This is a genomic window from Enterococcus sp. DIV1368d (assembly GCF_050542975.1).
GTDB classification, from domain to species: Bacteria; Bacillota; Bacilli; order Lactobacillales; family Enterococcaceae; genus Enterococcus_D; species Enterococcus_D casseliflavus.
In genome coordinates, this window is sequence record NZ_CP172939.1 from 1,683,918 (window position 1) to 1,706,732 (window position 22,815).

Annotated in this window: 20 protein-coding genes; all 20 read left to right on the forward strand. The window is 42.9% G+C overall.

All coding sequences use genetic code 11. The features are described 5' to 3' along the window. Positions 1–98: 98 nt before the first annotated feature. The 20 genes from pcrA to IGJ44_RS07870 all read left to right on the forward strand — a co-directional run bounded on the left by pcrA (position 99) and on the right by IGJ44_RS07870 (position 22,808). Positions 99–2,342, forward strand: a complete 2,244-nt coding sequence (gene pcrA, locus IGJ44_RS07775) for a DNA helicase PcrA (RefSeq protein WP_074535980.1) — start codon at positions 99–101, stop codon at positions 2,340–2,342. 13 nt (positions 2,343–2,355) lie between these two features. Then, on the forward strand, positions 2,356–4,386 hold the full coding sequence (ligA, locus tag IGJ44_RS07780; RefSeq protein WP_074535979.1) for an NAD-dependent DNA ligase LigA: 2,031 nt from the start codon (positions 2,356–2,358) through the stop codon (positions 4,384–4,386). 215 nt (positions 4,387–4,601) lie between these two features. After that, complete coding sequence (gene gatC / locus IGJ44_RS07785) at positions 4,602–4,907, forward strand: Asp-tRNA(Asn)/Glu-tRNA(Gln) amidotransferase subunit GatC (protein ID WP_005225977.1); 306 nt, start codon at positions 4,602–4,604, stop codon at positions 4,905–4,907. Further along, the gene (gatA, locus tag IGJ44_RS07790; RefSeq protein WP_010748184.1) at positions 4,907–6,379 is read left to right on the forward strand and encodes an Asp-tRNA(Asn)/Glu-tRNA(Gln) amidotransferase subunit GatA; all 1,473 of its coding nucleotides are present in this window, start codon (positions 4,907–4,909) and stop codon (positions 6,377–6,379) included. The genes gatC and gatA overlap by 1 nt, the downstream gene beginning before the upstream one ends. Beyond that, a complete protein-coding gene (gatB, locus tag IGJ44_RS07795) occupies positions 6,376–7,806 on the forward strand; it encodes an Asp-tRNA(Asn)/Glu-tRNA(Gln) amidotransferase subunit GatB (protein ID WP_074535977.1) in 1,431 nt (476 codons plus the stop codon). Before gatA ends, gatB begins: the two co-directional genes overlap by 4 nt. Positions 7,807–7,816: 10 nt before the next feature. Next, entirely contained in the window at positions 7,817–8,851 is a 1,035-nt protein-coding gene (locus tag IGJ44_RS07800) for a diacylglycerol kinase (protein ID WP_005225980.1), read from the forward strand. A gap of 370 nt (positions 8,852–9,221) precedes the next feature. After that, the gene (locus IGJ44_RS07805) at positions 9,222–9,521 is read left to right on the forward strand and encodes a YlaN family protein (protein WP_010748186.1); all 300 of its coding nucleotides are present in this window, start codon (positions 9,222–9,224) and stop codon (positions 9,519–9,521) included. A gap of 2 nt (positions 9,522–9,523) precedes the next feature. Continuing rightward, positions 9,524–10,687 (forward strand): FtsW/RodA/SpoVE family cell cycle protein, encoded by a 1,164-nt coding sequence (locus IGJ44_RS07810; RefSeq protein ID WP_074535975.1) that lies wholly within the window; start codon positions 9,524–9,526, stop codon positions 10,685–10,687. Positions 10,688–10,709: 22 nt separating this feature from the next. After that, the gene (locus IGJ44_RS07815; protein WP_074535973.1) at positions 10,710–14,138 is read left to right on the forward strand and encodes a pyruvate carboxylase; all 3,429 of its coding nucleotides are present in this window, start codon (positions 10,710–10,712) and stop codon (positions 14,136–14,138) included. Positions 14,139–14,153: 15 nt separating this feature from the next. Beyond that, the gene (locus tag IGJ44_RS07820) at positions 14,154–15,284 is read left to right on the forward strand and encodes a CAP-associated domain-containing protein (protein ID WP_015509623.1); all 1,131 of its coding nucleotides are present in this window, start codon (positions 14,154–14,156) and stop codon (positions 15,282–15,284) included. Further along, positions 15,271–15,699: a YlbF family regulator gene (locus IGJ44_RS07825; protein ID WP_074535971.1), complete on the forward strand. Its 429-nt coding sequence runs from the start codon at positions 15,271–15,273 to the stop codon at positions 15,697–15,699. The genes IGJ44_RS07820 and IGJ44_RS07825 overlap by 14 nt, the downstream gene beginning before the upstream one ends. Next, a complete protein-coding gene (locus IGJ44_RS07830) occupies positions 15,686–16,030 on the forward strand; it encodes a YlbG family protein (RefSeq protein ID WP_005225986.1) in 345 nt (114 codons plus the stop codon). Before IGJ44_RS07825 ends, IGJ44_RS07830 begins: the two co-directional genes overlap by 14 nt. Positions 16,031–16,130: 100 nt before the next feature. Continuing rightward, positions 16,131–16,685, forward strand: coding sequence for a 16S rRNA (guanine(966)-N(2))-methyltransferase RsmD (gene rsmD / locus IGJ44_RS07835; protein ID WP_074535969.1), 555 nt, complete (start codon positions 16,131–16,133; stop codon positions 16,683–16,685). A gap of 1 nt (position 16,686) precedes the next feature. After that, positions 16,687–17,181 carry a pantetheine-phosphate adenylyltransferase gene (gene coaD, locus IGJ44_RS07840; RefSeq protein ID WP_005231326.1) on the forward strand — a complete coding sequence of 165 codons (495 nt, stop codon included), beginning with the start codon at positions 16,687–16,689 and terminating at the stop codon, positions 17,179–17,181. After that, on the forward strand, positions 17,171–18,223 hold the full coding sequence (locus IGJ44_RS07845; protein ID WP_005235759.1) for a SepM family pheromone-processing serine protease: 1,053 nt from the start codon (positions 17,171–17,173) through the stop codon (positions 18,221–18,223). The genes coaD and IGJ44_RS07845 overlap by 11 nt, the downstream gene beginning before the upstream one ends. A 92-nt stretch (positions 18,224–18,315) precedes the next feature. Further along, positions 18,316–18,729: a DUF1149 family protein gene (locus tag IGJ44_RS07850; RefSeq protein WP_074535967.1), complete on the forward strand. Its 414-nt coding sequence runs from the start codon at positions 18,316–18,318 to the stop codon at positions 18,727–18,729. 22 nt (positions 18,730–18,751) lie between these two features. Continuing rightward, complete coding sequence (locus IGJ44_RS07855; RefSeq protein ID WP_015509625.1) at positions 18,752–19,123, forward strand: VOC family protein; 372 nt, start codon at positions 18,752–18,754, stop codon at positions 19,121–19,123. A 165-nt stretch (positions 19,124–19,288) separates the two neighbouring features. After that, positions 19,289–20,023: a metallophosphoesterase family protein gene (locus IGJ44_RS07860; protein WP_074535964.1), complete on the forward strand. Its 735-nt coding sequence runs from the start codon at positions 19,289–19,291 to the stop codon at positions 20,021–20,023. A gap of 137 nt (positions 20,024–20,160) precedes the next feature. Continuing rightward, entirely contained in the window at positions 20,161–22,347 is a 2,187-nt protein-coding gene (locus IGJ44_RS07865) for a Tex family protein (RefSeq protein WP_430606520.1), read from the forward strand. Further along, positions 22,344–22,808: a SprT family protein gene (locus IGJ44_RS07870; protein WP_074535960.1), complete on the forward strand. Its 465-nt coding sequence runs from the start codon at positions 22,344–22,346 to the stop codon at positions 22,806–22,808. Before IGJ44_RS07865 ends, IGJ44_RS07870 begins: the two co-directional genes overlap by 4 nt. Positions 22,809–22,815 lie beyond the last annotated feature (7 nt).

Below are 22,815 nucleotides of genomic sequence, written 5' to 3' on the forward strand. Positions count from 1 at the left end.
AAGCGCTTTTAATTAAAAGTTTTCAAAGCGTTCGGTTTTCCCCATTCACGGATAATGCTATAATTGAGAAGATTGAGAAAGAAAGGATGTTTAAAAGCATGTCATCCAAAAGTGAATTACTTAAACGCATGAATCCACGGCAAAAAGAAGCCGTTATGCATACGGAAGGGCCGTTGCTGCTGATGGCAGGTGCAGGAAGCGGGAAGACCCGTGTCCTAACCCATCGAATCGCCTATTTAATAGAAGAAAAAAATGTGAATCCATGGAATATTTTAGCCATCACATTTACCAATAAAGCGGCACGTGAAATGAAGGAACGGGTCAGTCAACTATTAGGATCGGGTGGAGAAGACGTTTGGGTTTCAACCTTCCACTCGATGTGTGTCAGAATCTTGCGCAGGGACGTTGATCGTATCGGCTATTCGAAGAATTTTACCATCATTGACTCTTCTGAGCAAAATACACTGATGAAACGGGTATTAAAAGAATTGAATATCGATCCCAAAAAATATGATCCTCGTTCTATTTTGGGAACGATCTCTCATGCAAAGAACGAGCTGTTGACACCTGAAGCTTACCAAGCCATGGAAGGTAGTCTATTTGAGCAGATCGTAGGTCGTTGCTATGAAAAATATCAAAAAGAGCTGCGCAACAATCAATGCATGGACTTTGATGATTTAATCATGAATACGATCCGCCTCTTCCAAGACAATGAAGATGCGCTGCAATTTTATCAACGGAAATTCCACTATATCCATGTCGATGAATACCAAGATACCAACCACGCCCAATACACGCTGGTCAATTTATTGGCCGCTCGTTTTCGAAATCTTTGTGTTGTTGGGGATGCGGACCAAAGTATTTATGGTTGGCGTGGTGCCAACATGCAAAATATTTTAGACTTTGAAAAGGACTATCCAGATGCCGCAACGATTTTGTTAGAGCAAAACTATCGTTCAACGCAAACAATTTTAAATGCGGCAAACCAAGTAATCAAAAATAACCGCAACCGTCCAGATAAAAATCTGTGGACAGAAAATCGTGATGGGGAAAAGATCACTTATTATCGCGGGGATAGTGAACGAGATGAAGCGCGATTTATCGTCAGTGAAATGCAGAAACAAATTGCAGAAAAGAACCGTAAATTCGGTGATTTTGCGATTTTGTATCGGACCAATGCCCAGTCACGGATCATTGAAGAAATGCTTTTAAAAGCCAACGTTCCTTATACGATGGTCGGCGGCAGAAAGTTCTATGACCGCAAAGAAATCCGTGATATTTTGGCTTATCTATCCGCGATCGCCAATCCTCGTGATTCCATCAGCTTGGAACGAATCATCAATGTACCAAAACGTGGGATCGGTGCGACATCCGTCGAAAAACTACGAGATTTTGCGAATCTTCATGAGTGGTCATTGCTAGAAGCAGCCATGAATGTCGAGTTGGCGAATATTTCTGGAAAGGCCGGCAAAGAATTAGGAAGCTTTGGGATGATGATGGATGGCTTCGCCCAAATGGTTCCTTACCTATCAGTAACCGAACTGACCAAAGAAATATTAGAAAAAACGGGTTATCGTCAAGAGTTAGTCAACCAGAATAATTTAGAAGCACAAGCTAGACTTGAAAACCTGGAAGAATTTTTATCGGTTACCCAAGAATTCGATAAACGATTTGAGGCGCAAAACGAAGACGATGCAGATGCACCAGATGAGAAGTTGAGTGTTTTCTTAAATGACTTAGCTTTATTGTCAGACGTCGATAGTTATGAAGAAGAAAGTAGTCAAGTGACGTTGATGACCTTGCATGCTGCAAAAGGACTAGAGTTTCCAGTGGTATTTTTGATTGGGTTGGAAGAAAATATCTTCCCGCTTTCTCGTGCCTTAATGGAAGAAAGCGAGCTCGAAGAAGAACGGCGCCTTGCTTACGTGGGAATCACTCGTGCCGAGGAAGAGCTCTTTATGACCAACGCTTTTTCCAGAACATTATACGGTCGGACCCAATACAATCGTCCGTCTCGGTTTATCGAAGAGATCGAACAAGATCTGCTGCAATCATTAGGCGAGCGTTCACAGCCGAAAGCTGCTGCACCGTTTCAACCAAAAGTTTTCAAACCGAGCTATACACAACCGCGTCAAACGACCGTCGCTTCTAAACAACAGACTTCTGCAGCTGGTAATACTTGGCAAGTAGGCGAGAAAGTTCAACATAAAAAATGGGGAATCGGTACGGTCGTTCGGACGACTGGCAGCGCGCAAGATGTTGAATTAGATGTGGCGTTCCCACAACAAGGCGTCAAACGATTGTTGGCGGCCTTTGCGCCGATTGAAAAAGTTGAAAAATAAGGAGGATATTAGGATGGATGTCCCTTCAAAAGAAATCCAATCACGAGCAGAAGAGCTGCGCACACAATTAAATCAGTATGCTTACGAATACTATGTAAAAGATCAGCCTTCCGTGGAAGATTATCTCTATGATCAGCTATATGCAGAACTGGTTGAAATTGAAACAAATTATCCGCAGCTAGTAACCGAAGACTCACCCACCCAACGAGTAGGCGGTATCATTTTACCTGGCTTTGAAAAGGTCACGCATGATATTCCGCTGTATAGCCTGAACGATGTCTTTGACAAAGAAGGAATCGTGGCTTTTGATGCCCGTGTTCAAAAAGCACTGGGGAAAGCGGTAGATTATGTCTGCGAGTTAAAGATCGATGGATTGTCAATTTCCTTGAAATATGAAGAAGGGCGCTTTGTTCGTGGAGCAACTCGAGGAGATGGTACGGTAGGTGAAAACATTACAGAAAACCTAAAGACCGTCAAATCGATTCCACTGAAATTAAAAGAACCGATCTCGTTGGAAGTTCGTGGCGAATGCTATATGCCAAAGGCTTCGTTTTTGAAATTGAATCAACAGCGAGAAGAAGAAGGGGCGGAAGTTTTTGCCAATCCTAGAAACGCAGCGGCTGGAAGCTTGCGACAATTAGACACACGGATCGCAGCCCAAAGAAACTTAAGCACCTTCTTGTACACACTAGCTGACTTTGGACCAATTGAAGCCAATGATCAATTTTCAGCATTGAATGAACTGGATCAATTAGGCTTTCGTACAAATCACGAACGCAGAGTGTGTCACACCATCGATGAGGTTTGGGCATATATCGAAAAGTTTCATGACAAGCGCAGTGAGCTTCCCTATGAGATTGACGGCGTAGTCATCAAAGTCAATAATTTCAAAGATCAAGATGCGCTAGGCTTTACCGTAAAAGCACCCCGATGGGCGGCAGCATATAAGTTTCCACCGGAAGAAGCGGAAACAGTGATCGAAACGATCGAATGGACCGTGGGACGGACGGGTGTTGTGACACCGACCGCTGTTATGACCCCTGTTCGTGTTGCTGGAACGACGGTCAGCCGTGCCAGTCTCCATAATGTAGATTTCATTAAAATGAAAGACATCCGCATTGGCGATTCGGTCATCATCTATAAGGCGGGGGACATTATTCCAGAGGTTGCGAAAGTCTTGGAAGAAAAACGAACAGAAGCAAGTCAACCCTTTGAATCGCCTACACATTGTCCCGAATGTGGGAGTGAGCTGATCCATTTAGATGAAGAAGTTGCCTTGCGTTGTATCAATCCAAAGTGTCCAGCACAGATCAAAGAAGGACTCAGCCATTTCGTTTCACGGAATGCTATGAACATTGACGGTTTAGGGCCCCGTGTTTTAGAGCAAATGTTCGATAAATCCTTAGTTAAAGATGTGGCCGACTTGTACTTTTTAACAGAAGAACAATTGTTGACCCTTGATAAAATCAAAGAGAAATCAGCCAATAACCTGTTGCGGGCGATTCATCAAAGTAAAGGAAATTCGGTTGAACGTTTGATTTTTGGGCTAGGCATCCGTCATGTCGGTGCGAAAGCGGCTCGGATTTTAGCAGAACATTTCGGTGATCTGCGGGCGCTCAGCAAAGCCAAGGAAGAAGAAATCATTTCGCTAGAAGCTATCGGCGCAACGATTGCTGAAAGTGTCGTCACGTATTTTGACAATCAAGAAGTTCACGACCTGTTAGATGAACTTGAAAGAGCGGGTGTCAACTTTGCTTATTTGGGGCTTAGAAATGAACAGTTGGAAGACGTCGAATCACCATTTAAAGAGAAAACCGTCGTTTTAACAGGAAAATTAAGTCACTTCACTCGTGAAGAAGCCAAGGAACGAATTGAAAATCTCGGTGGGAAGGTAACAGGGAGTGTATCGAAAAAGACCGATATCGTTGTTGCTGGGGAAGAGGCAGGCAGCAAACTGACCAAAGCACAATCCCTAGGTGTCACCGTTTGGGATGAAGCTCAAATGGTGGCTGCGATCGAAGGCAGTCATTCGGCAGATCAATAACCTTTAAGCATTGTCACAGACGAGAAGCAGTTGTTTTTTCTTGTCTAATTGAAATCATTTCTTCCCTGCACTACGAGGAAAGAAATGATTTCTGCTTTTATTTGCAATTATATTTGATAATTTTCAAATTCTATTTCATGATTTGTTAAAAAAATGATACAATACATTGGAAAAACGTAAACGTAGATTACGGATACGAGAAAGAGGAGGATTTTATGGCGATCAGCGAAGAACAAGTCAAACACGTTGCCAAACTAGCAAAACTTTCATTCTCAGACGATGAATTACATGAGTTTACCTCTCAGCTAGGGAAAATTATTGATATGGTTGAAACACTTGAAGAAGTGGACACCACAGGAGTACCATTCACATCGAATGTCGCAGAAACGATTAACGTGATGCGTGAAGATGTAACGACCGGCGGCTGGGACCGTGATGAATTAATGAAAAATGTTCCAGAATCCGAAGAAGGCTTTATCAAAGTGCCTGCAATCATTGATAATGGGGAGGCGGGTGCCTAATGACTGAATTATATAAAAAAAGCTTAGAAGAATTACACAGCTTATTAGTGTCAAAGGAAATTACTGCAACAGACTTAACGAGCGAAACCTTTGCTCGCATTAAAGAAACAGAGCCGAAAGTCGATGCGTTTCTAGCGTTGAATGAAGAAAAAGCGCAGGAATTGGCACAAGCCATCGATCAAAAAGGTATCACTGAAAGCAATGTGTTGGCGGGAATTCCAATTGGAATCAAAGACAACATCGTTACCAAAGATTTGCGGACAACAGCTGCTTCAAAAATCTTAGGTAATTTTGATCCAATTTACGATGCGACCGTTATGGACAAAGTTTACCAAGCGGACATGATTCCAGTTGGTAAGTTAAATATGGATGAATTTGCCATGGGCGCAAGTACCGAAACATCGTTCTTTAAGAAAACGAAAAACGCTTGGGACGAAACAAAAGTACCTGGTGGTTCATCAGGTGGCTCGGCAGCTGCCGTTGCAGCTGGACAAGTCCCCCTATCATTAGGTAGCGATACGGGTGGTTCGATTCGTCAACCAGCAGCTTTCAATGGGATCGTCGGGATGAAGCCAACCTACGGACGGGTTTCTCGTTTTGGTCTGATCGCGTTTGCATCATCTTTAGATCAAATTGGTCCGATGACGCGTGGTGTGAAAGACAATGCCTTTGCATTAAATGCCATCAGTGGGTTTGATGCGAAAGATAGTACGTCAGCAGGCGCTGCTGTTCCTGATTTTACAGCAGGTTTGACTGGTGATATCAAAGGAATGAAAGTCGCTTTGCCTAAAGAATACTTAGGTGAAGGGATCCAAGCAGGCGTTCGAGAAGCAATCTTAAAAGCAGCGGACACTTTCCGTGCGTTAGGAGCGACTGTGGAAGAAGTCAGCTTGCCACACTCAAAATACGGGGTAGCCGTTTACTATATCATCGCTTCTTCTGAAGCAAGTTCTAATTTGCAACGTTTTGACGGTATTCGTTACGGTTTCCGTTCAGAAAATGTCAGCAATCTAGAAGATGTCTATGTCAATTCTCGCAGTGAAGGATTCGGGGAAGAAGTAAAACGCCGGATCATGTTAGGTACGTTTTCACTAAGTGCTGGTTACTACGATGCCTACTTCAAAAAAGCCGGTCAAGTACGGACGTTGATTAAACAAGATTTCGATAAGGTCTTCAGCCAATACGACTTGATCATTGGCCCAGCTTCCCCAACGGTAGCATTTGGTATTGGAGAAAACATCAATGATCCGATCACCATGTACTTGAATGATATTTTAACCATTCCTGTGAACTTAGCAGGACTGCCAGGGATGTCGATCCCAGCAGGTTTTTCTGAAGGACTGCCAGTCGGCTTGCAGATCATTGGGAAACATTTTGATGAAGCAACCATGTATAAAGCGGCTTATGCCTTTGAACAAGCAACTGATTTCCACACGAAAAAACCAGTGATTTTAGGAGGGGATAAGGCATGAACTTCGAAACAGTCATTGGGCTTGAAGTCCACGTAGAATTAAAAACAGAATCAAAGATTTTTTCTCCAGCACCTGCTCACTTTGGCGCTGAACCAAATAGCAACACGAATGTGATCGACTGGGGCTATCCAGGTGTTTTACCAGTAATGAACAAAGCAGCTATCGAATTTGGGATGAAAGCAGCGCTTGCGCTGAATTGTGAAATCTCAAAAGAAACGCATTTCGACCGCAAAAACTATTTCTATCCCGATAATCCAAAAGCGTATCAAATTTCGCAATTCGATCAACCGATCGGTCATGATGGGTGGATCGAGATCGAAGTGGAAGGCAAAAAGAAAAAGATTCGCATCGAGCGAGTTCATTTGGAAGAAGATGCTGGGAAAAACATGCACGGCAAAGGCGGTTATTCTTATGTTGATCTAAATCGTCAAGGAACCCCTTTGATCGAGATCGTTTCCGAAGCGGATATGCGTTCACCAGAAGAAGCATATGCGTATCTAGAAGCGTTGCGTTCAATCATCTTGTTTACAGAAGTATCCGATGTGAAGATGGAAGAAGGTTCCATGCGTTGTGATGCGAATATTTCGTTGCGACCTTACGGCCAAGAACAATTCGGAACAAAAACAGAACTGAAAAACTTAAACTCTATGTCCTTCGTGAAAAAAGGGTTGGCATTTGAAGAAAAACGCCAAGCCAAAGTATTGCTTTCTGGAGGCGAGATCCAACAAGAAACTCGACGTTTTGATGAAGCAACCAGCAAAACCTTATTGATGCGTGTCAAAGAAGGTTCTTCTGATTATCGTTACTTCCCAGAACCAGATATCCCACGGTTTGTGATCGATGATGAATGGATCGAACGTGTACGTCAAAGCTTGCCAGAAATGCCGCAAAAACGTCGTGCCCGTTACATCTCTGAATTGGGCTTACCAGAATATGATGCAATGGTCTTGACTTTATCAAAAGAAATGTCCGATTTCTTTGAAAAAACCATCGATGCTGGTACTGATCCTAAACAAGCATCTAACTGGTTGATGGGTGAAGTTTCAGCGTATCTGAACAGCGAGAAATTGGAACTGCCAGAAACGAAATTAACCCCAGACAATTTAGCGGGAATGATTCGTTTGATCGCCGATGGCACGATCAGTTCGAAGATTGCGAAAAAAGTCTTCAAAGAGTTGATCACAAACGGCGGCGACGCTGAAGAAGTCGTAAAAGCCAAGGGATTGATCCAATTATCAGATCCTGCGCAATTACTACCAATGATCAATGAAGTATTAGATAACAACCAACAATCCGTCGATGACTTCAAAAACGGAAAAGACCGCGCAGTCGGTTTCTTAGTTGGTCAAATCATGAAAGCAACCAAAGGACAAGCGAATCCAGGTGTTGTGAACAAGCTGTTGCAAGAAGAACTAGCAAAGCGATAAGAGGCAAGCGATGAAAAGAGCAAGAGTAATCTACAACCCGACATCTGGGAAAGAATTGATTCGAAAAAACTTAGCAGATATTTTAGATGTTTTGGAAACTGGCGGTTATGAGGCGAGTGCATTTGCCACGACCGCTGCGCCATTTTCCGCTCGTGATGAAGCAAGAAGAGCCGGCGAAGCTGGTTTTGATTTGGTGGTAGCTGCCGGTGGGGATGGCACGATCAATGAAGTCGTCAATGGGATCGCTCCTTTAGAAAAGCGACCAAAAATGGCGATCATTCCTGGAGGCACGACCAATGACTACGCACGAGCACTAAAGATTCCCCGTACGGATATCAAAGCAGCTGCGGAAGTGATTTTGAAGCAGCAGACAGTGAAAATGGATGTCGGAAAAACACCCAACATGTATTTTATCAACATTGCTGCTGGTGGGCACTTAACGGAATTGACCTACGATGTTCCTTCTGAACTGAAAAGTGTTTTTGGCTACTTAGCTTATCTAGCAAAAGGAGCGGAATTACTGCCTCGTGTCAAACCAATCAAAATGCATCTAAAGTATGAAGACGGAGAATACATTGGCGGAGCGTCGATGTTCTTTTTAGGGCTGACGAATTCAGTGGGGGGTTTTGAACAGATTGCGCCTGATGCAAAGCTTGACGATGGGAAATTTTCGTTGATCATTGTCAAAACGGCCAATATTTTTGAGATCGTCCACTTAGTTGCTTTAATGATGAATGGTGGAAAACACATCAACGATCGTCGTCTGATTTATACGAAAACATCTTTTCTTGAAGTAGACGCACCAGAACAGGTCAATCGTTTAATGATCAACCTTGATGGCGAATACGGCGGAGATGCTCCTATGCGCTTTGAAAACCTACACAATCATATTGAGTTTTTTGCAAATGTCGATCAAATCCCTGACGATGCGGTCGTTGGTGAGCAAAATTATCAAGAGATGAGCGAAGGGTTTATTAAAGAAGTCGAACGTCTTTCCGATGAGGACATCAATGGGGATGGCAAGATCGGCGACGAAACAAAGTAAACGATTTTTCTTTTCATGCGAGTTGAAAGAACAGGGACTTTTGGACCTGTTCTTTTTTTAAAACGTAATTGTGGAAAAGCAGGCACCGATTTTTTTTCGAATACTTGATAGAATAGCTTTTCTTAAATTTTAGTAAAGGACGTTTTTTATAAAGTGTTTCACGATTTACCTTTGTTTCACGAGATCGGGCGCGGATCATATAAATAAAACGAATAAAATTTCCAAAACACGAATGATAATCATCAAAAAGCGAACTTTTCGAATATATGCTCATTAAAGTTCGTTATTTCCGTATTTCTATCCAATCTATGGATGCAAAAGCGAATAAGAATATGCTATAATGGTGAAACGAAGAAATGGGGGGACCGGAATGGAGCAAATCGATTCTACAAAAGCGCTTGATCTGCTGAGAGATGACGCAGAACGAATCAAAAAGCTGATCCGAAACCAAGAAAATAGTTTATGTATCGCACAATGCAAAGCATTTGAAGAAGTGGTTGATACCCAGATGTATGGTCTATCACGACAAGTGGCATTTGCGATCCGCTTGGGGATCGTTGATAATCAAACAGGGCAGCAATTGATGGCGGATCTTGAAAAAGATTTGAACCAATTGTATAGCGAGGTCTACGAGGACCAGCGGACACCTGACATCGGCAAGGAGGCATAAACTTGCCAGAGAAAGTAAAGAAAAGACATTTATTAGATTATAGTATTTTATTACCATATATTGTTATGTGTGTCACGGGCTTGATGATGGTTTATAGTTCCACATCTTACGTTGCGATGACCGCCACACAACCGACCACAGCTGCTTCTTACGTCATCAATCAAGCGATTTTCTGGTTGTTGAGTCTAGTAGCGATCACTGTCATGTATAAAATGAAAACGGATGTTTTTCGGAATAAAAAATTTGTCCAGATCGCTATGATCGTCATCTTGTTTTTATTGATCGCTGCCTTCTTTTTCCCAAGAAGAAACGGGGCCCATGGTTGGTTAACGATTGCGGGCTTTTCTATTCAACCAGCTGAGTACTTGAAATTTATTGTGATTTGGTTTTTATCGGTGACGCTATCTTATCGTCAAAAAGGCATCCAACAAGAGTTTTGGAAAACGGTTTGGCGTCCAATCGGAATCGTTTTCGTCTACACAGGGATTATGGCCTTTTATCCCGACTTAGGGAATGCTGTGATCGTCATGCTACTGGCTTTTGTCGTTTTATTATCTAGTGGATTGAATTACTTGTACACTTTGATATTGGGGTTGGCAGGTATCGTTGGGAGTATGTTGATTGTCCTATTTGTGAATCTAACTGGCGGTAAGCTTTTACCAGCTTATGTTTATAGTCGCTTTTCATCCTTTTTGAACCCGTTTGCTGATGAATACAATACAGGTCATCAAATGGTCAATGGGTATTACGCAATGTTCAACGGTGGGCTGTTCGGGCGCGGGCTTGGAAATAGTATCCAAAAACGTGGCTTCTTAAACGAAGCGCACACCGATTATATATTTTCGATCGTTATGGAAGAATTAGGGCTGATCCCATCGATCATCATTTTAGGTGTTTTGTTCTATATGGTGGGACGGATCTTTCTTGTCGGTATCCGTTCAAGAGATCCCTTTAATTCCATGATGTGTATAGGTATAGGGACATTATTTATGTCTCAGATTTTTATCAACTTAGGTGGAATCACTGGTTTGATCCCATTGACGGGAATCACTTTCCCATTTCTAAGTCAAGGTGGATCAAGCTTACTGATGCTATCGATTTGTATCGGTTTTGTGTTAAATATCAGTGCCGAAGAAAAGAGGAAACAATATTATTTGAATTATTGATCAATTGAATGGAGTGGATTAGATGAAGAAAATTCTTGTTGCCAATCGTGGAGAAATCGCGATCCGTGTCTTCCGCGCATGTGCGGAGTTAGGAATCAAAACAGTCGGTATTTATGCTGCGGAGGATGAATACTCCGTCCATCGCTTTAAAGCAGACGAAGCGTATTTAGTGGGGAAAGGCAAACGTCCGATCGATGCGTATTTAGACATTGAAGATATCATTCGCACGGCGAAAAAGGCCGGTGCCGAAGGAATCCATCCTGGATACGGCTTTTTATCAGAAAATCTGGGATTTGCTCAGCGCTGTGAAGAAGAAGGTTTGATTTTCATCGGACCATCCACCCATCATTTAGATATTTTTGGCGACAAGATCAAAGCAAAAGCAGCAGCGATCGAGGCAGGGATTCAATCAATTCCTGGCTCTGACGGTCCAGTTGCATCGATCGATGACGTTTTAGCATTTGCAAACGAACATGATTATCCAATCATGATCAAAGCAGCCCTTGGGGGCGGTGGGCGAGGCATGCGTGTCGCTCATGATGAAAAAGAAGCAAGAGACGGCTACGAACGTGCCAAAAGTGAAGCCAAAGCGGCATTTGGTAGCGATGAAGTCTACGTTGAAAAATACATTAGTAATCCAAAACATATTGAAGTCCAAATTTTAGGAGATACGCACGGAAACGTCGTTCACTTATTTGAACGTGATTGCTCGGTTCAGCGCCGCCACCAAAAAGTAGTCGAGGTGGCACCTTGTGTGTCAATGACTGATGAACAACGGGAAAAAATATGCCAAGCAGCCGTTCAACTAATGAAGCATGTCGGGTATATCAATGCTGGAACCGTGGAATTCTTAGTAGAGGGCGACAAATTCTACTTTATCGAAGTAAACCCACGGGTCCAAGTGGAACATACGATCACTGAAATGATCACCAATTTAGACATCGTGACGACACAAATTTTGATTGCACAAGGCAAAGACTTGCATAAAGAAATCGGAATTCCTGAACAAAAAGACATTCGCTTTGAGGGTGTTGCGATCCAATGTCGCGTGACGACAGAAGATCCAGCGAATAATTTTATGCCAGATACTGGTAAGATCGATACCTACCGCTCTCCAGGTGGGTTTGGGGTTCGTTTAGATGTCGGAAATGCTTATGCCGGTGCAGTGGTAACCCCTTATTTCGACTCGCTACTTGTAAAAGTCTGTACGCATGCTGCTTCGTTCGACCAAGCAATTCAAAAAATGATGCGCTGTCTGAAAGAATTCCGAGTACGTGGTGTGAAAACAAACATTCTCTTTATGCGTAATGTTGTTTCTCATCCAGCCTTTCGTTCAGGGGAAGCCAAAACCACCTTTATCGACAATACGCCAGAACTATTCAATTTCCCTCGGATTCGTGACCGTGGAAACAAAACCATGAAGTATATCGGTGAAATCACGATTAATGGATTCCCGGGAATCGAAAAACAAAAGAAACCTTTCTACAATGAACCACGGATGCCACAACACATCCAAGCAACGCCTGATTTTGTCAGCGCCAAAAATATTTTAGATACGAAAGGTGCCGAGGGTGTCGTTGAATGGATCGGTCAACAAAAGAATGTCTTACTGACGGATACAACCTTCCGAGATGCCCATCAAAGTTTGTTGGCAACTCGTGTAAGAACCCATGACTTTAAGAAAATTGCCGCGACGACGGAAGCTGGCCTACCACAATTGTTCTCAAGTGAAATGTGGGGTGGGGCAACCTTTGACGTTGCGTACCGTTTCTTAACAGAAGATCCATGGGAAAGATTGCGGATGTTCCGGAAAAAAATGCCGAATACACTCTTACAAATGTTGTTTAGAGGCTCCAACGCTGTCGGGTATTCCAATTATCCAGACAATGTTTTGGAAGAATTCATCAAAGAATCTGCGGCACAAGGAATCGATGTATTCCGAATCTTTGATAGTTTGAATTGGGTCCCACAAATGGAGAAAAGTATCCAAGCCGTTCGCGATACGGGCAAAATTGCAGAAGCGACGATTTGTTATACAGGGGATATCAATGATCCATCCCGCCAAAAATATTCGGTACAATATTACAAAGACATGGCAAAAGAATTGCAGAATCTTGGTGCCCATATTATTGCTATCAAGGATATGGCTGGATTATTAAAACCGCAAGCGGCTTATCGTTTGATCAGTGAGTTAAAAGATACGATCGATGTACCGATCCATCTGCACACCCATGATACTAGCGGGAATGGGATTATTACTTACTCAGCAGCTACCAAAGCTGGCGTTGATATCGTGGATGTCGCTATGTCAGCTATCAGTGGCGCAACGAGTCAGCCAAGTATGAGTAGTTTGTATTATGCTCTTTTAAACGGCGAGCGTTGCCCAGAGATCAATGTGGATAATATCCAACAATTGAATCACTATTGGGAAGATGTCCGCATGTACTACCATTCCTTTGAAAATGGCTTGAACGCCCCTCAAACGGAAGTGTACAAGCATGAGATGCCAGGAGGACAATATACCAATCTCCAGCAGCAAGCCAAAGCCGTTGGTTTAGGCGAAAAATGGGATGAAATCAAAGAAATGTATCATGAAGTCAATATGATGTTTGGAGACATCGTGAAAGTGACACCTTCTTCGAAAGTCGTGGGCGATATGGCGCTCTTCATGGTACAAAATGGCTTGTCAGAAAAAGATATTTTTGAAAAAGGCGATACATTGAGTTTCCCAGAATCAGTGATCACCTTCTTCCAAGGCGAGTTAGGTCAGCCAGTCGGTGGTTTCCCGAAAGAATTGCAACGCATTATCTTAAAAGGACGCCCAGCCTTTACGGAACGTCCAGGAACCTTTGCCAAGCCAGTTAATTTTGCCGAAGTGAAACAAGAACTAGCTGAAAAAATCGGCTATGAACCAAAACACGAAGAAGTTTTGAGCTACTTGATGTATCCGCAAGTTTTCCTTGATTATCGAAAAGCGTATGAGCAGTTTGCCGATGTAAAAGTCCTTGATACACCAACCTTCTTTAATGGTATGCGCTTAGGCGAAACGATCAATGTCGAATTAGAAAAAGGCAAAATTTTGATCATTCGTCTCGATGAAATCGGTGAACCAGATATCGAAGGCAATCGGACCCTCTTCTTTAACTTGAACGGTCAACGACGAGAAATCGTTGTGAAAGATAGTTCGATCATCAGCTCTGTTCAAACAAAACGCAAAGCAGAGCCAACGAACAAAGAACAAATCGGTGCGTCTATGAGTGGTTCAGTTTTAGAAGTATTAGTCAAAAAAGGTGATCGAGTGGCACGTGGACAGACGTTGATGGTCACTGAAGCGATGAAGATGGAAACTTCCGTCGAAGCTCGCTTCTCTGGTGTAGTTGAGCATGTTTACGTAACCGATGGGGAACCAATCCAGTCAGGAGATCTTCTGATTGAAGTCAAAGAAAAATAAGGAGTCGATCAGCAGATGAAGCGAAGGGGATTATTATTTTGCGGCTTATTTGTCCTAGCCCTGATAATCGTGTATTTGCAGCCAGTATTCATGCAAAACGCTTCAGATTCAAGAATGACGATCGAGAACCCAATCAAAGCACCAACGACCATGAATTACGAACCAATCGCAGCTCAAGGGTTAGCTGAATTGATTGGGGAGCCCGTTTCTGATTTTGAAGAAATCTATGGGCTTCCAGTTCAAACGTATCGCTCGGGCTACGAGTTTGAAATTCGGGTCTACAATCAATTAGACGATCAGCAATATGTTGAGATCAATACTGATGGTGAGAGTGTGCAGGCAATCAAAGTGATCGGCGCCGGGGGATCTTCCCTAGCGCCCTTTGCGATGGGCATGACCTTGACTGACTTGACTGAGCTGACCATGATTTATCCAAATTTCACCTTGACACAAAATGATCGCACCATCAGTTTTGAATTGATGGAAGAAGATATGAACTACCGACCCTTAGTAGCGTTTGATAATGGGACATTTGCTGTTTTATTCTTTGATCAAGAGACGGCTCAACTGCAGGCGATCACTTACTTGGATCAGACGACCCTGCTTAAGTTAGCGCCCTATCCCTTGACGGAAGGAGAACGACCGCTGTTTCAAGTTTCACAAACGATTGACCAAGCACAAGCTGATCTTGAAAAAGAGACGTTAGCCTTTGTCATTATTGATAAGCTTCGTAATCAAATCGGTTTGGAAAGCTTTGTACAAGATACCCAGACGCATCAAGATGCGGTCGGACTTTTAGCAGATTTGACGAATAATCTATCGGATCATTTGACCTCTCAACGCATCCATTCCTATCAACGTGCTCTTTCTTCGGAAAAAACGAGTAATTTTGTTTTGACGAACGATGAGTGGCAGGAGTTATTAGCAGCGAAGGAGTTAGAGGCTTCAGCTTCGATTTTTGAAGCGCCTGTCTATGATCCAACCTTTACTATTTTATCTTGGTTCAGTAACCCAAGATTTACTGAGCGTTTGACCCATGAACAATCAGAAAAGATAGGAATTGCTTTTTCTGAAGCAAATATGGTAGTCTTAGTGCAAGAAGATGTAGAAGGGACCGAGGATAGTACATCAGATGATTTACGATGAAGCCTTTTTCGAGATTGAAGATCAAATCGATTCGCTTGTGATGGCAATCAAAGCGAGTGAAACGTGTAGAAACTATCAAATAGCGAAACAAACCATGCATCAAGATCCTGTTGCTCAGGAATTGATGCGATCGTTTATAGAAAAAAAGCTGGATTTTGAAAGAATTGAAGCGTACGGCGCATATGCCCCTGATTTCAAAGAGAAAAAGCGTGCGATGCGCACAGCTAAGCGACAGCTGGATCTCAATGAGCAAGTGAGCGAGTACCGCTGGAGTGAAACGCAGCTGCAGCGTTTGCTGGATGAACTGACCGTAGCGATTTCTACGTGTTTTTCACCAACTGTCAAAGTGGATGCTGGAAGTCCTTTTTTTCAATCAAAATCAAGTTGTGGAGGAAATTGTCATGCACGAGGATAAAACGCCTTTTACGATGCAGAAGCGTCGAGGATTGATCGTATGGGTCTACAGCCTACGTCAACTAAAAAATTTGCGTCGTTTTGGCTTCGTTCATTATGTGTCACGCAAAATGAAATATGTGGTCATGTATTTGAACGAAGAAGAATACGAAAGCAAAAAAACAAAAATCGAGCAGTTTCACTTTGTTCGACAAGTTGAAGCTTCCTATCGACCAGATGTCGAAATGGATTTTGCTGAAAAAATTGGTACATCAGCAGCCTATCCAGTGAAAGATGAAGGGTTTGATATCGAAGAAAAAAATACGATGATTCGATTGGCAGAAAACGTGTAATAGAAAAGTGGGGGTGCCTTGAGTCACCGCCATTTTTTTATTGCTATTTATAGAAACAGTGCTATATTTGTATTTACGAAGATCTTGGAGGGAAAAACGCATGCGTGTAGTAGCCGGAGAATATGGTGGCCGCAGATTAAAAAGTCTTGCTGGAGATAACACTCGCCCCACGACAGACAAAGTAAAAGGGGCGATCTTTAACATGTTAGGGCAATATTTAGATGGAGGAGTTGTACTGGATCTGTTTAGTGGGAGCGGGGGCTTAGCGATCGAAGCGGTCTCTCGTGGTGCGGAGCATGCCGTTTGTGTCGACCGTAGTTTTCCAGCTATTAAAGTGATCCGTGAAAATATTGCAATAACCAAAGAACCAGAAAAGTTCACGGTACTAAAAATGGATGCCAATCAAGCCTTACGCCAGTTTACAGCTGAGGGACAAAGTTTTGACTATCTATTTTTAGATCCACCTTATGCAAAGCAAGAGATCCTGCAACAGCTAGAAGCTATGCTTAAGGATGAATTGATTCGTCCGTTTGCTTATGTGGTTTGCGAAACAGATAAGTCCATCGTCTTGCCAGAAAAGATTGGTTCTTTGCATTTGATGCGCGCCCAAACCTATGGCATATCTGCGGTGACGATCTATAGAAATGAGGGATAACATGAAAAAGATTGCTTTATTTCCAGGAAGTTTTGATCCGCTGACGTCAGGTCATGTGGATCTGATTGAGCGAGGCGCAACGCTTTTTGATGAGCTGATCGTGGGTGTTTTTACAAATACCAATAAAAAAAGTTTTTTTACAAGTGAAGAAAAAGTTCATCTAATTGAAGAAGCCCTCGCTCATATTCCAAACGTCAAGATTCTGGCGCAAGAAACGGAGCTGACGGTCACGATCGCGAAAAAACTAGGCGCCCAGTTTCTGCTTAGAGGCATTCGCAGTGTGAAAGATTATGAGTATGAGCGGGACATCATGGAAATGAATCATCACTTAGAACCTTCCCTGGAGACCGTCTTTCTTTTAGCAGATGCAAAGCATAGTTTCATCAGCTCCAGTTTGTTGAAAGAAATCTTAACCTTTAACGGCGATGTTGCGGAATATTTACCACAAAATATCTACGATGCTATAGTAAAGAAGCGTGATACCAATGAATCTTAAATCAACGATCAAATATGTTCTCCTGTTTGTTTTAGCGCTGATCATCGCAGCCTGTGCCTTTTTGCCGATTCCTTATTATATCGAGCAACCTGGTGCAACGATCGATTTAAAAGAATTGATTACCGTCAATCAAAAAGAAGACACCTCAGCCGGCTCCTTTTCTTTAACCAGTGTCGGGATTCGACAGGCTACCGTGTTTACGGCGATTGGAACGAAATTCAATGAATTTCAAGACTTGATCAGTGAGGAAGAACTTTTAGGCGGTGCGACAGATGAGGAGTACAATCGCATCCAGCGCTATTATATGGAATCCTCGCAAAATAGTGCGATTGAGCAAGCATTAAAGCTGGCAGACTTGCCTTATGAAATGACCTATAAAGGGGTCTATGTCATGGGGATCGATCCAAATTCCAGCTTTGCGGGGAAAATATCCGTTGGAGATACCGTCACCGCTGTCAATGGCAAAGAATTTAAAAGTAGCCAAGACTTTATCGACTATGTACAAAGTCAAACCATTGGTGATGAGATCACCGTAACTTACTTGCAAGATGGTGAAGAAAAAGAAGCAACAGGCAAATTAATTGAACTGGAAAGCAATCAAAAAGCAGGTATCGGTATCTCACTCGTCGATCATACAGAGATCACTTCTGATGAAGAGATCGTGATCGATTCTGGCAATATCGGTGGGCCTTCAGCTGGGTTGATGTTCACCCTTGAAATCTATGAACAGCTAACTGGAGATAACTTGCGTAAAGGCCATAATATTGCTGGAACCGGAACGATCTCAGCTGATGGGACGGTTGGTCGAATCGGTGGGATTGACAAAAAAGTAGCGAGTGCCAGCGAAAGTGGAGCAGAAATCTTTTTTGCTCCGGACGATGAAATCACTGATGAAGAGCGTGAAATAGATCCTTCCATTAAAACGAATTACGAAGAGGCAGTGGCAGCAGCGAAGAAGTTAGACACAGACATGAAAATCGTTCCGATCGCCAATGTCCAAGATGCATTGGACTACCTAGCAACACTAAAAGAAGCAAATTAAAACGGCACTTGCCGTTTTTTTTATTGTCTAAAGAATACAGTAGGCTCAAAGAAAAGGTTATGCTATACTTTTAGATAAGGAGTGTGAATCTAGTGGAATTAAAAAGACAACAACCGATCGTTGAAGCATATCATTTTGATATGAAACCGAAAGACAAAGAAATGGAAACAAAATTGAATGTCGGCTTTGCGCCGTTAAAAGTCAAAGATGAAGAATATATGGAAGAAAACAGTATTATTGGTGCCCGCTTAGAATTCCAATTGGTGTTCCCTGATTACGTTTTGTCAGGACGTGTCGGACAAGTCAATCATATTTTGAATCGCAAAGTCAATTCTGGAGAGGATTTGACGAAAGCCGAAACAGATCGCTTGGTTGAGCCCTTGTTTGATATCGTCAAACGCTTGACTTATGAAGTGACAGAGATCGTGACCGACAAACCAGGTTTACAATTGAACTTTAATACCAATTCGAACGCTGCGCAAGAAGCGAAGGAAGCAGACGAATAACGAGAAATAGGAGGGATGCCCATTGTTTTCCAATCAAATGCAAGTGATGCTATACGTTGACGATGTGACGAAAGCAGTTGAGTTTTGGCAAGAACTAGGGTTTGTGATCATTGAACAACAAACCGTTGATGGAACATCCGTCGTTGAAATCGCGCCATCAAAAGAGGCGGAGGCACATTTTGTCTTATATGACCGTGAGTTTATCGAAACACATTCACCTGAAGTCGCTTTGAATTCCCCATCGATCATGTTTTTTGCAGAAGATATTACGATACTTTATAAGAAGCTTTTAGAGATGGAAGCAGAAGTGGGTGAATTGATTCAGATGGAAGAACAACTGGTTTTCAATTTTGCCGATCCGGATGGCAATTATTTTGCTGTATCAGGAAAATAGCTTTTGTCGATCGTAACCAATCATTCGTCCTTTTGAACCCGACTTTATGTTGTCGTACTGTTCAGGACAAATGGTTGGTTTTTTCGTTTTATTGCAAGACATTTTACAGGCAAAGGTCTAAAATTGATAACAAGAGAATCAATTGCCTTTAAGGAGGAAATGACTATGCAAAACTATCTATATGCAATCAGTGATATTCATGGAATGGCCGATCTGTTTAAAAAACTTCTTACCGATTATGACCCTAAGCTCCATCAGCTGCTTTTGATTGGAGACTTAAATGATCGGGGGCCGAAGTCAAAAGAGTGTTTTTTTCTGGGAAAAAAGTTAGTCGAAGAATACCAAGCGATTTATTTACGCGGCAATCACGAGGAGTATTTTCTGCAATTTCTAAATGCCCCTGAGGATTGGTTTGCCGCTTACGTACGCAATGGCGGCAAAGAAACGATTGAAAGTCTTTTGCATACAGGCGCTACTGAGGAGTATTCGCCGACGGAAATCGCCTTAATGATCCGCAGTAGCTATCGAGACTTAATAGAGTTTTTGATGGAGCGACCGCTTTATTACGAATGGGGAAAGTATCTCTTTGTTCATGCGGGCGTGGATTTAAGTAAAAAAGATTGGCGTAAGACCGCAGACCATGATTTTATCTGGATTCGCGAGCCGTTTCATAAAGGAAAAAACCGTACAGGAAAAACGATCGTTTTTGGCCATACCATCACGCCCATGCTGCATGGAGATATGCAGACGACGGATCTATGGCAACAAGACGACAAAATCGGCATCGATGGCGGGGCAGTATTTGGTGGATCGGTGCATGGCGTGATTTTTGATGGCAAAGGGATCGTTCAGGACATCGAATACCAAAATTTAGCAGGTCCTTGGCAACCAGACTTTTAAAAGTCTTTTTGAGAAAAGACAAAAGCAGCCATAACAAGAGTCGCGAAAGCAACATTGTTTTCGTGCAATCTTGTTCGCTCAATGGCTGTCTTTTTTATGTTAAAATAGCAAAAGCAACAAAGGAAAGGTGAGAACAAATGGCAGAAATGAATCAAGAGGTACTTGATTTAGTAAAACAAGAATTAACCGCTTTTACCCAAAAACAAATCAGTACGGTGTTGCAGTTATTGAAAGAAGGAAATACCGTCCCCTTTATTGCCCGCTACCGTAAAGAAATGACGAATGGACTTGACGAAGTTCAGATTCGAGAAATTGAAGAGCGATACCAATACTTAGAAAACTTAGAGAAGCGCAAGCAAGAGGTTTTGCGTTTGATAGAAGAACAAGAAAAGCTAACGCCTGAACTATCTCAGGCGATTTTAGCTGCAACAAAAATGCAGGCCGTCGAAGACCTGTATCGTCCTTATAAACAAAAACGACGCACCAAAGCGACGATCGCCAAAGAGAACGGCTTGGAACCATTTGCTCAGTGGCTGTTAAGCTTCCCAAAAGCAGGTGACGTTCAAGAAAAAGCGGCCGAATTTATCAGTGATGCTGTTCCTACTGTAGAAGATGCCTTAGCAGGCGCGCACGAGATCATTGCAGAAAGCGTTGGTGATACTGCAGAGTTTCGTAGTTGGATCCGCAGCTATTACACAAACAAAGGACTGTATCAAAGCACGGTCAAAAATGCTGAAAAAGATGAAAAAGGCGTTTATGAAATGTATTACGATTTCCAGCATCCTATCAATAAGATGGTATCCCACCGAATTTTAGCCACTAATCGTGGGGAACAAGAAGACATCTTGAAGGTCGCCCTTGTGGCAGATGAAGAAAAAATCATGGATTACCTACGTCGCAAATTGATCACGAATAGGGATTCACCCGCAGCCGGTTTTGTTGAAGCTGCAGCTGCTGATGCGCTGAAACGGTTTATTTCACCAGCCATCGAACGAGAGATTCGCAATGAATTGACAGAAAAAGCCGACGAACAAGCAATTGCGATTTTTGGAGAAAATCTTCGCAATCTGTTGCTGCAGCCGCCATTGAAGGGCAAAGTCGTTTTAGGTTTTGATCCAGCGTATCGTACAGGCTGTAAACTAGCCGTCATTGATGAGACTGGAAAAGTACTAGCGATCGAAGTGATCTATCCTCATAAACCAGCGCCTATGAATAAGCGAGAAGCTGCCGGACCAGCGTTTCGTCGCTTATTACAAACCTATAAAGTCGAGATGGTCGCAATCGGTAATGGGACGGCGAGTCGGGAATCAGAGCAATTCGTCGCTGAACAATTAAAATTGATCGATCAAGAAGTATATTATGTGATCGTGAATGAGGCAGGCGCTTCTGTTTATTCTGCCAGTCCGATCGCTCGTCAAGAATTCCCTGATCTGCAAGTGGAAGAACGCAGCGCCATCAGTATTGGTCGCCGTCTGCAAGATCCCTTGGCAGAATTAGTCAAAATTGATCCACAATCCGTGGGCGTCGGACAATACCAGCATGACGTTTCGCAAAAACGCCTCGCTGAACAATTGGATTTTGTTGTTGAGACTGTTGTCAACCAAGTTGGCGTTGACGTCAATACCGCAAGTGCGGCACTCTTGCAGCATGTAGCTGGTTTAAATAAAACCACTGCTCAAAATATCGTGACTTATCGAGAAGAAACTGGTGTATTTACGCAGCGGAATCAACTGAAAAAAGTCCCTCGCTTAGGACCAAAAGCTTATGAACAGGCGATCGGCTTTATGCGGATACCTGGCGGAAAAGTCATTTTGGACAATACCGGGATCCATCCAGAAAGTTATGACACTGCCAAAGAAATTTTGGCGATCGCGGGTATTTCTTTAGCGGAGCTAGGGAAAGAGCAAATGGAAGAAAATAAAGCGAAACTTGCCCAACTACGCCCAGCGGAGCTTTCCGCAAAATTGTCAGTCGGCAAAGAAACCATCACGGATATCCTAAAGGCGTTAATGCAGCCTGGACGCGATATGCGTGATGAAATGCCAGCGCCATTATTGCGTAAAGATGTGTTGAGTATGGAGGATTTAAAACCGGGAATGGAACTGAAGGGAACGGTTCGAAATGTGATCGACTTTGGTGCTTTCGTTGATATCGGTGTCAAACAAGATGGACTGGTGCATTTATCGAAGCTGAGCCGTTCGTTTGTAAAGCATCCGAAAGACGTTGTTTCCGTCGGTGATGTCGTAACCGTTTGGATCGAGCAAGTAGATGTCAAAAAAGGCCGTATCAGTTTAACGATGGTCGATCCGGGAAATGCAAAATGACCCAACAAGAACTGCAGCGGTTGGTGGAAGAGCTATCGCTGTCTGTTTTCAACAAACCATTCACGCATCGAGCGGTGTTTAATTCTCGCTTAAAAACAACCGGTGGCCGCTACCATCTAAGTGATCACCACTTGGATTTCAATCCAGCGATGCTCACAGAACACGGGATGGAGGTTTTTATCGGCATTATCAAGCATGAATTGTGTCACTATCATTTGCACTTAGCAGGTCTTGGTCACCGTCACCAAGATCCTGCTTTTAAAGCACTGCTGGCAAGAACGGGAGGCTTGCGTTATGCACCTCCTGCCAAAAGGTCAGCGAAACATCGCTATCGATGCCAAAATTGCGGCTGCGAGATTCGGCGGCAGCGACGCGTGGATATCAAAAAATATGTTTGTGGAAAATGTCGTGGACGTTTGCTAGAAATAGGAAATGATGAGAAAAGTCAAGTCGAAAAATAAAACTCGT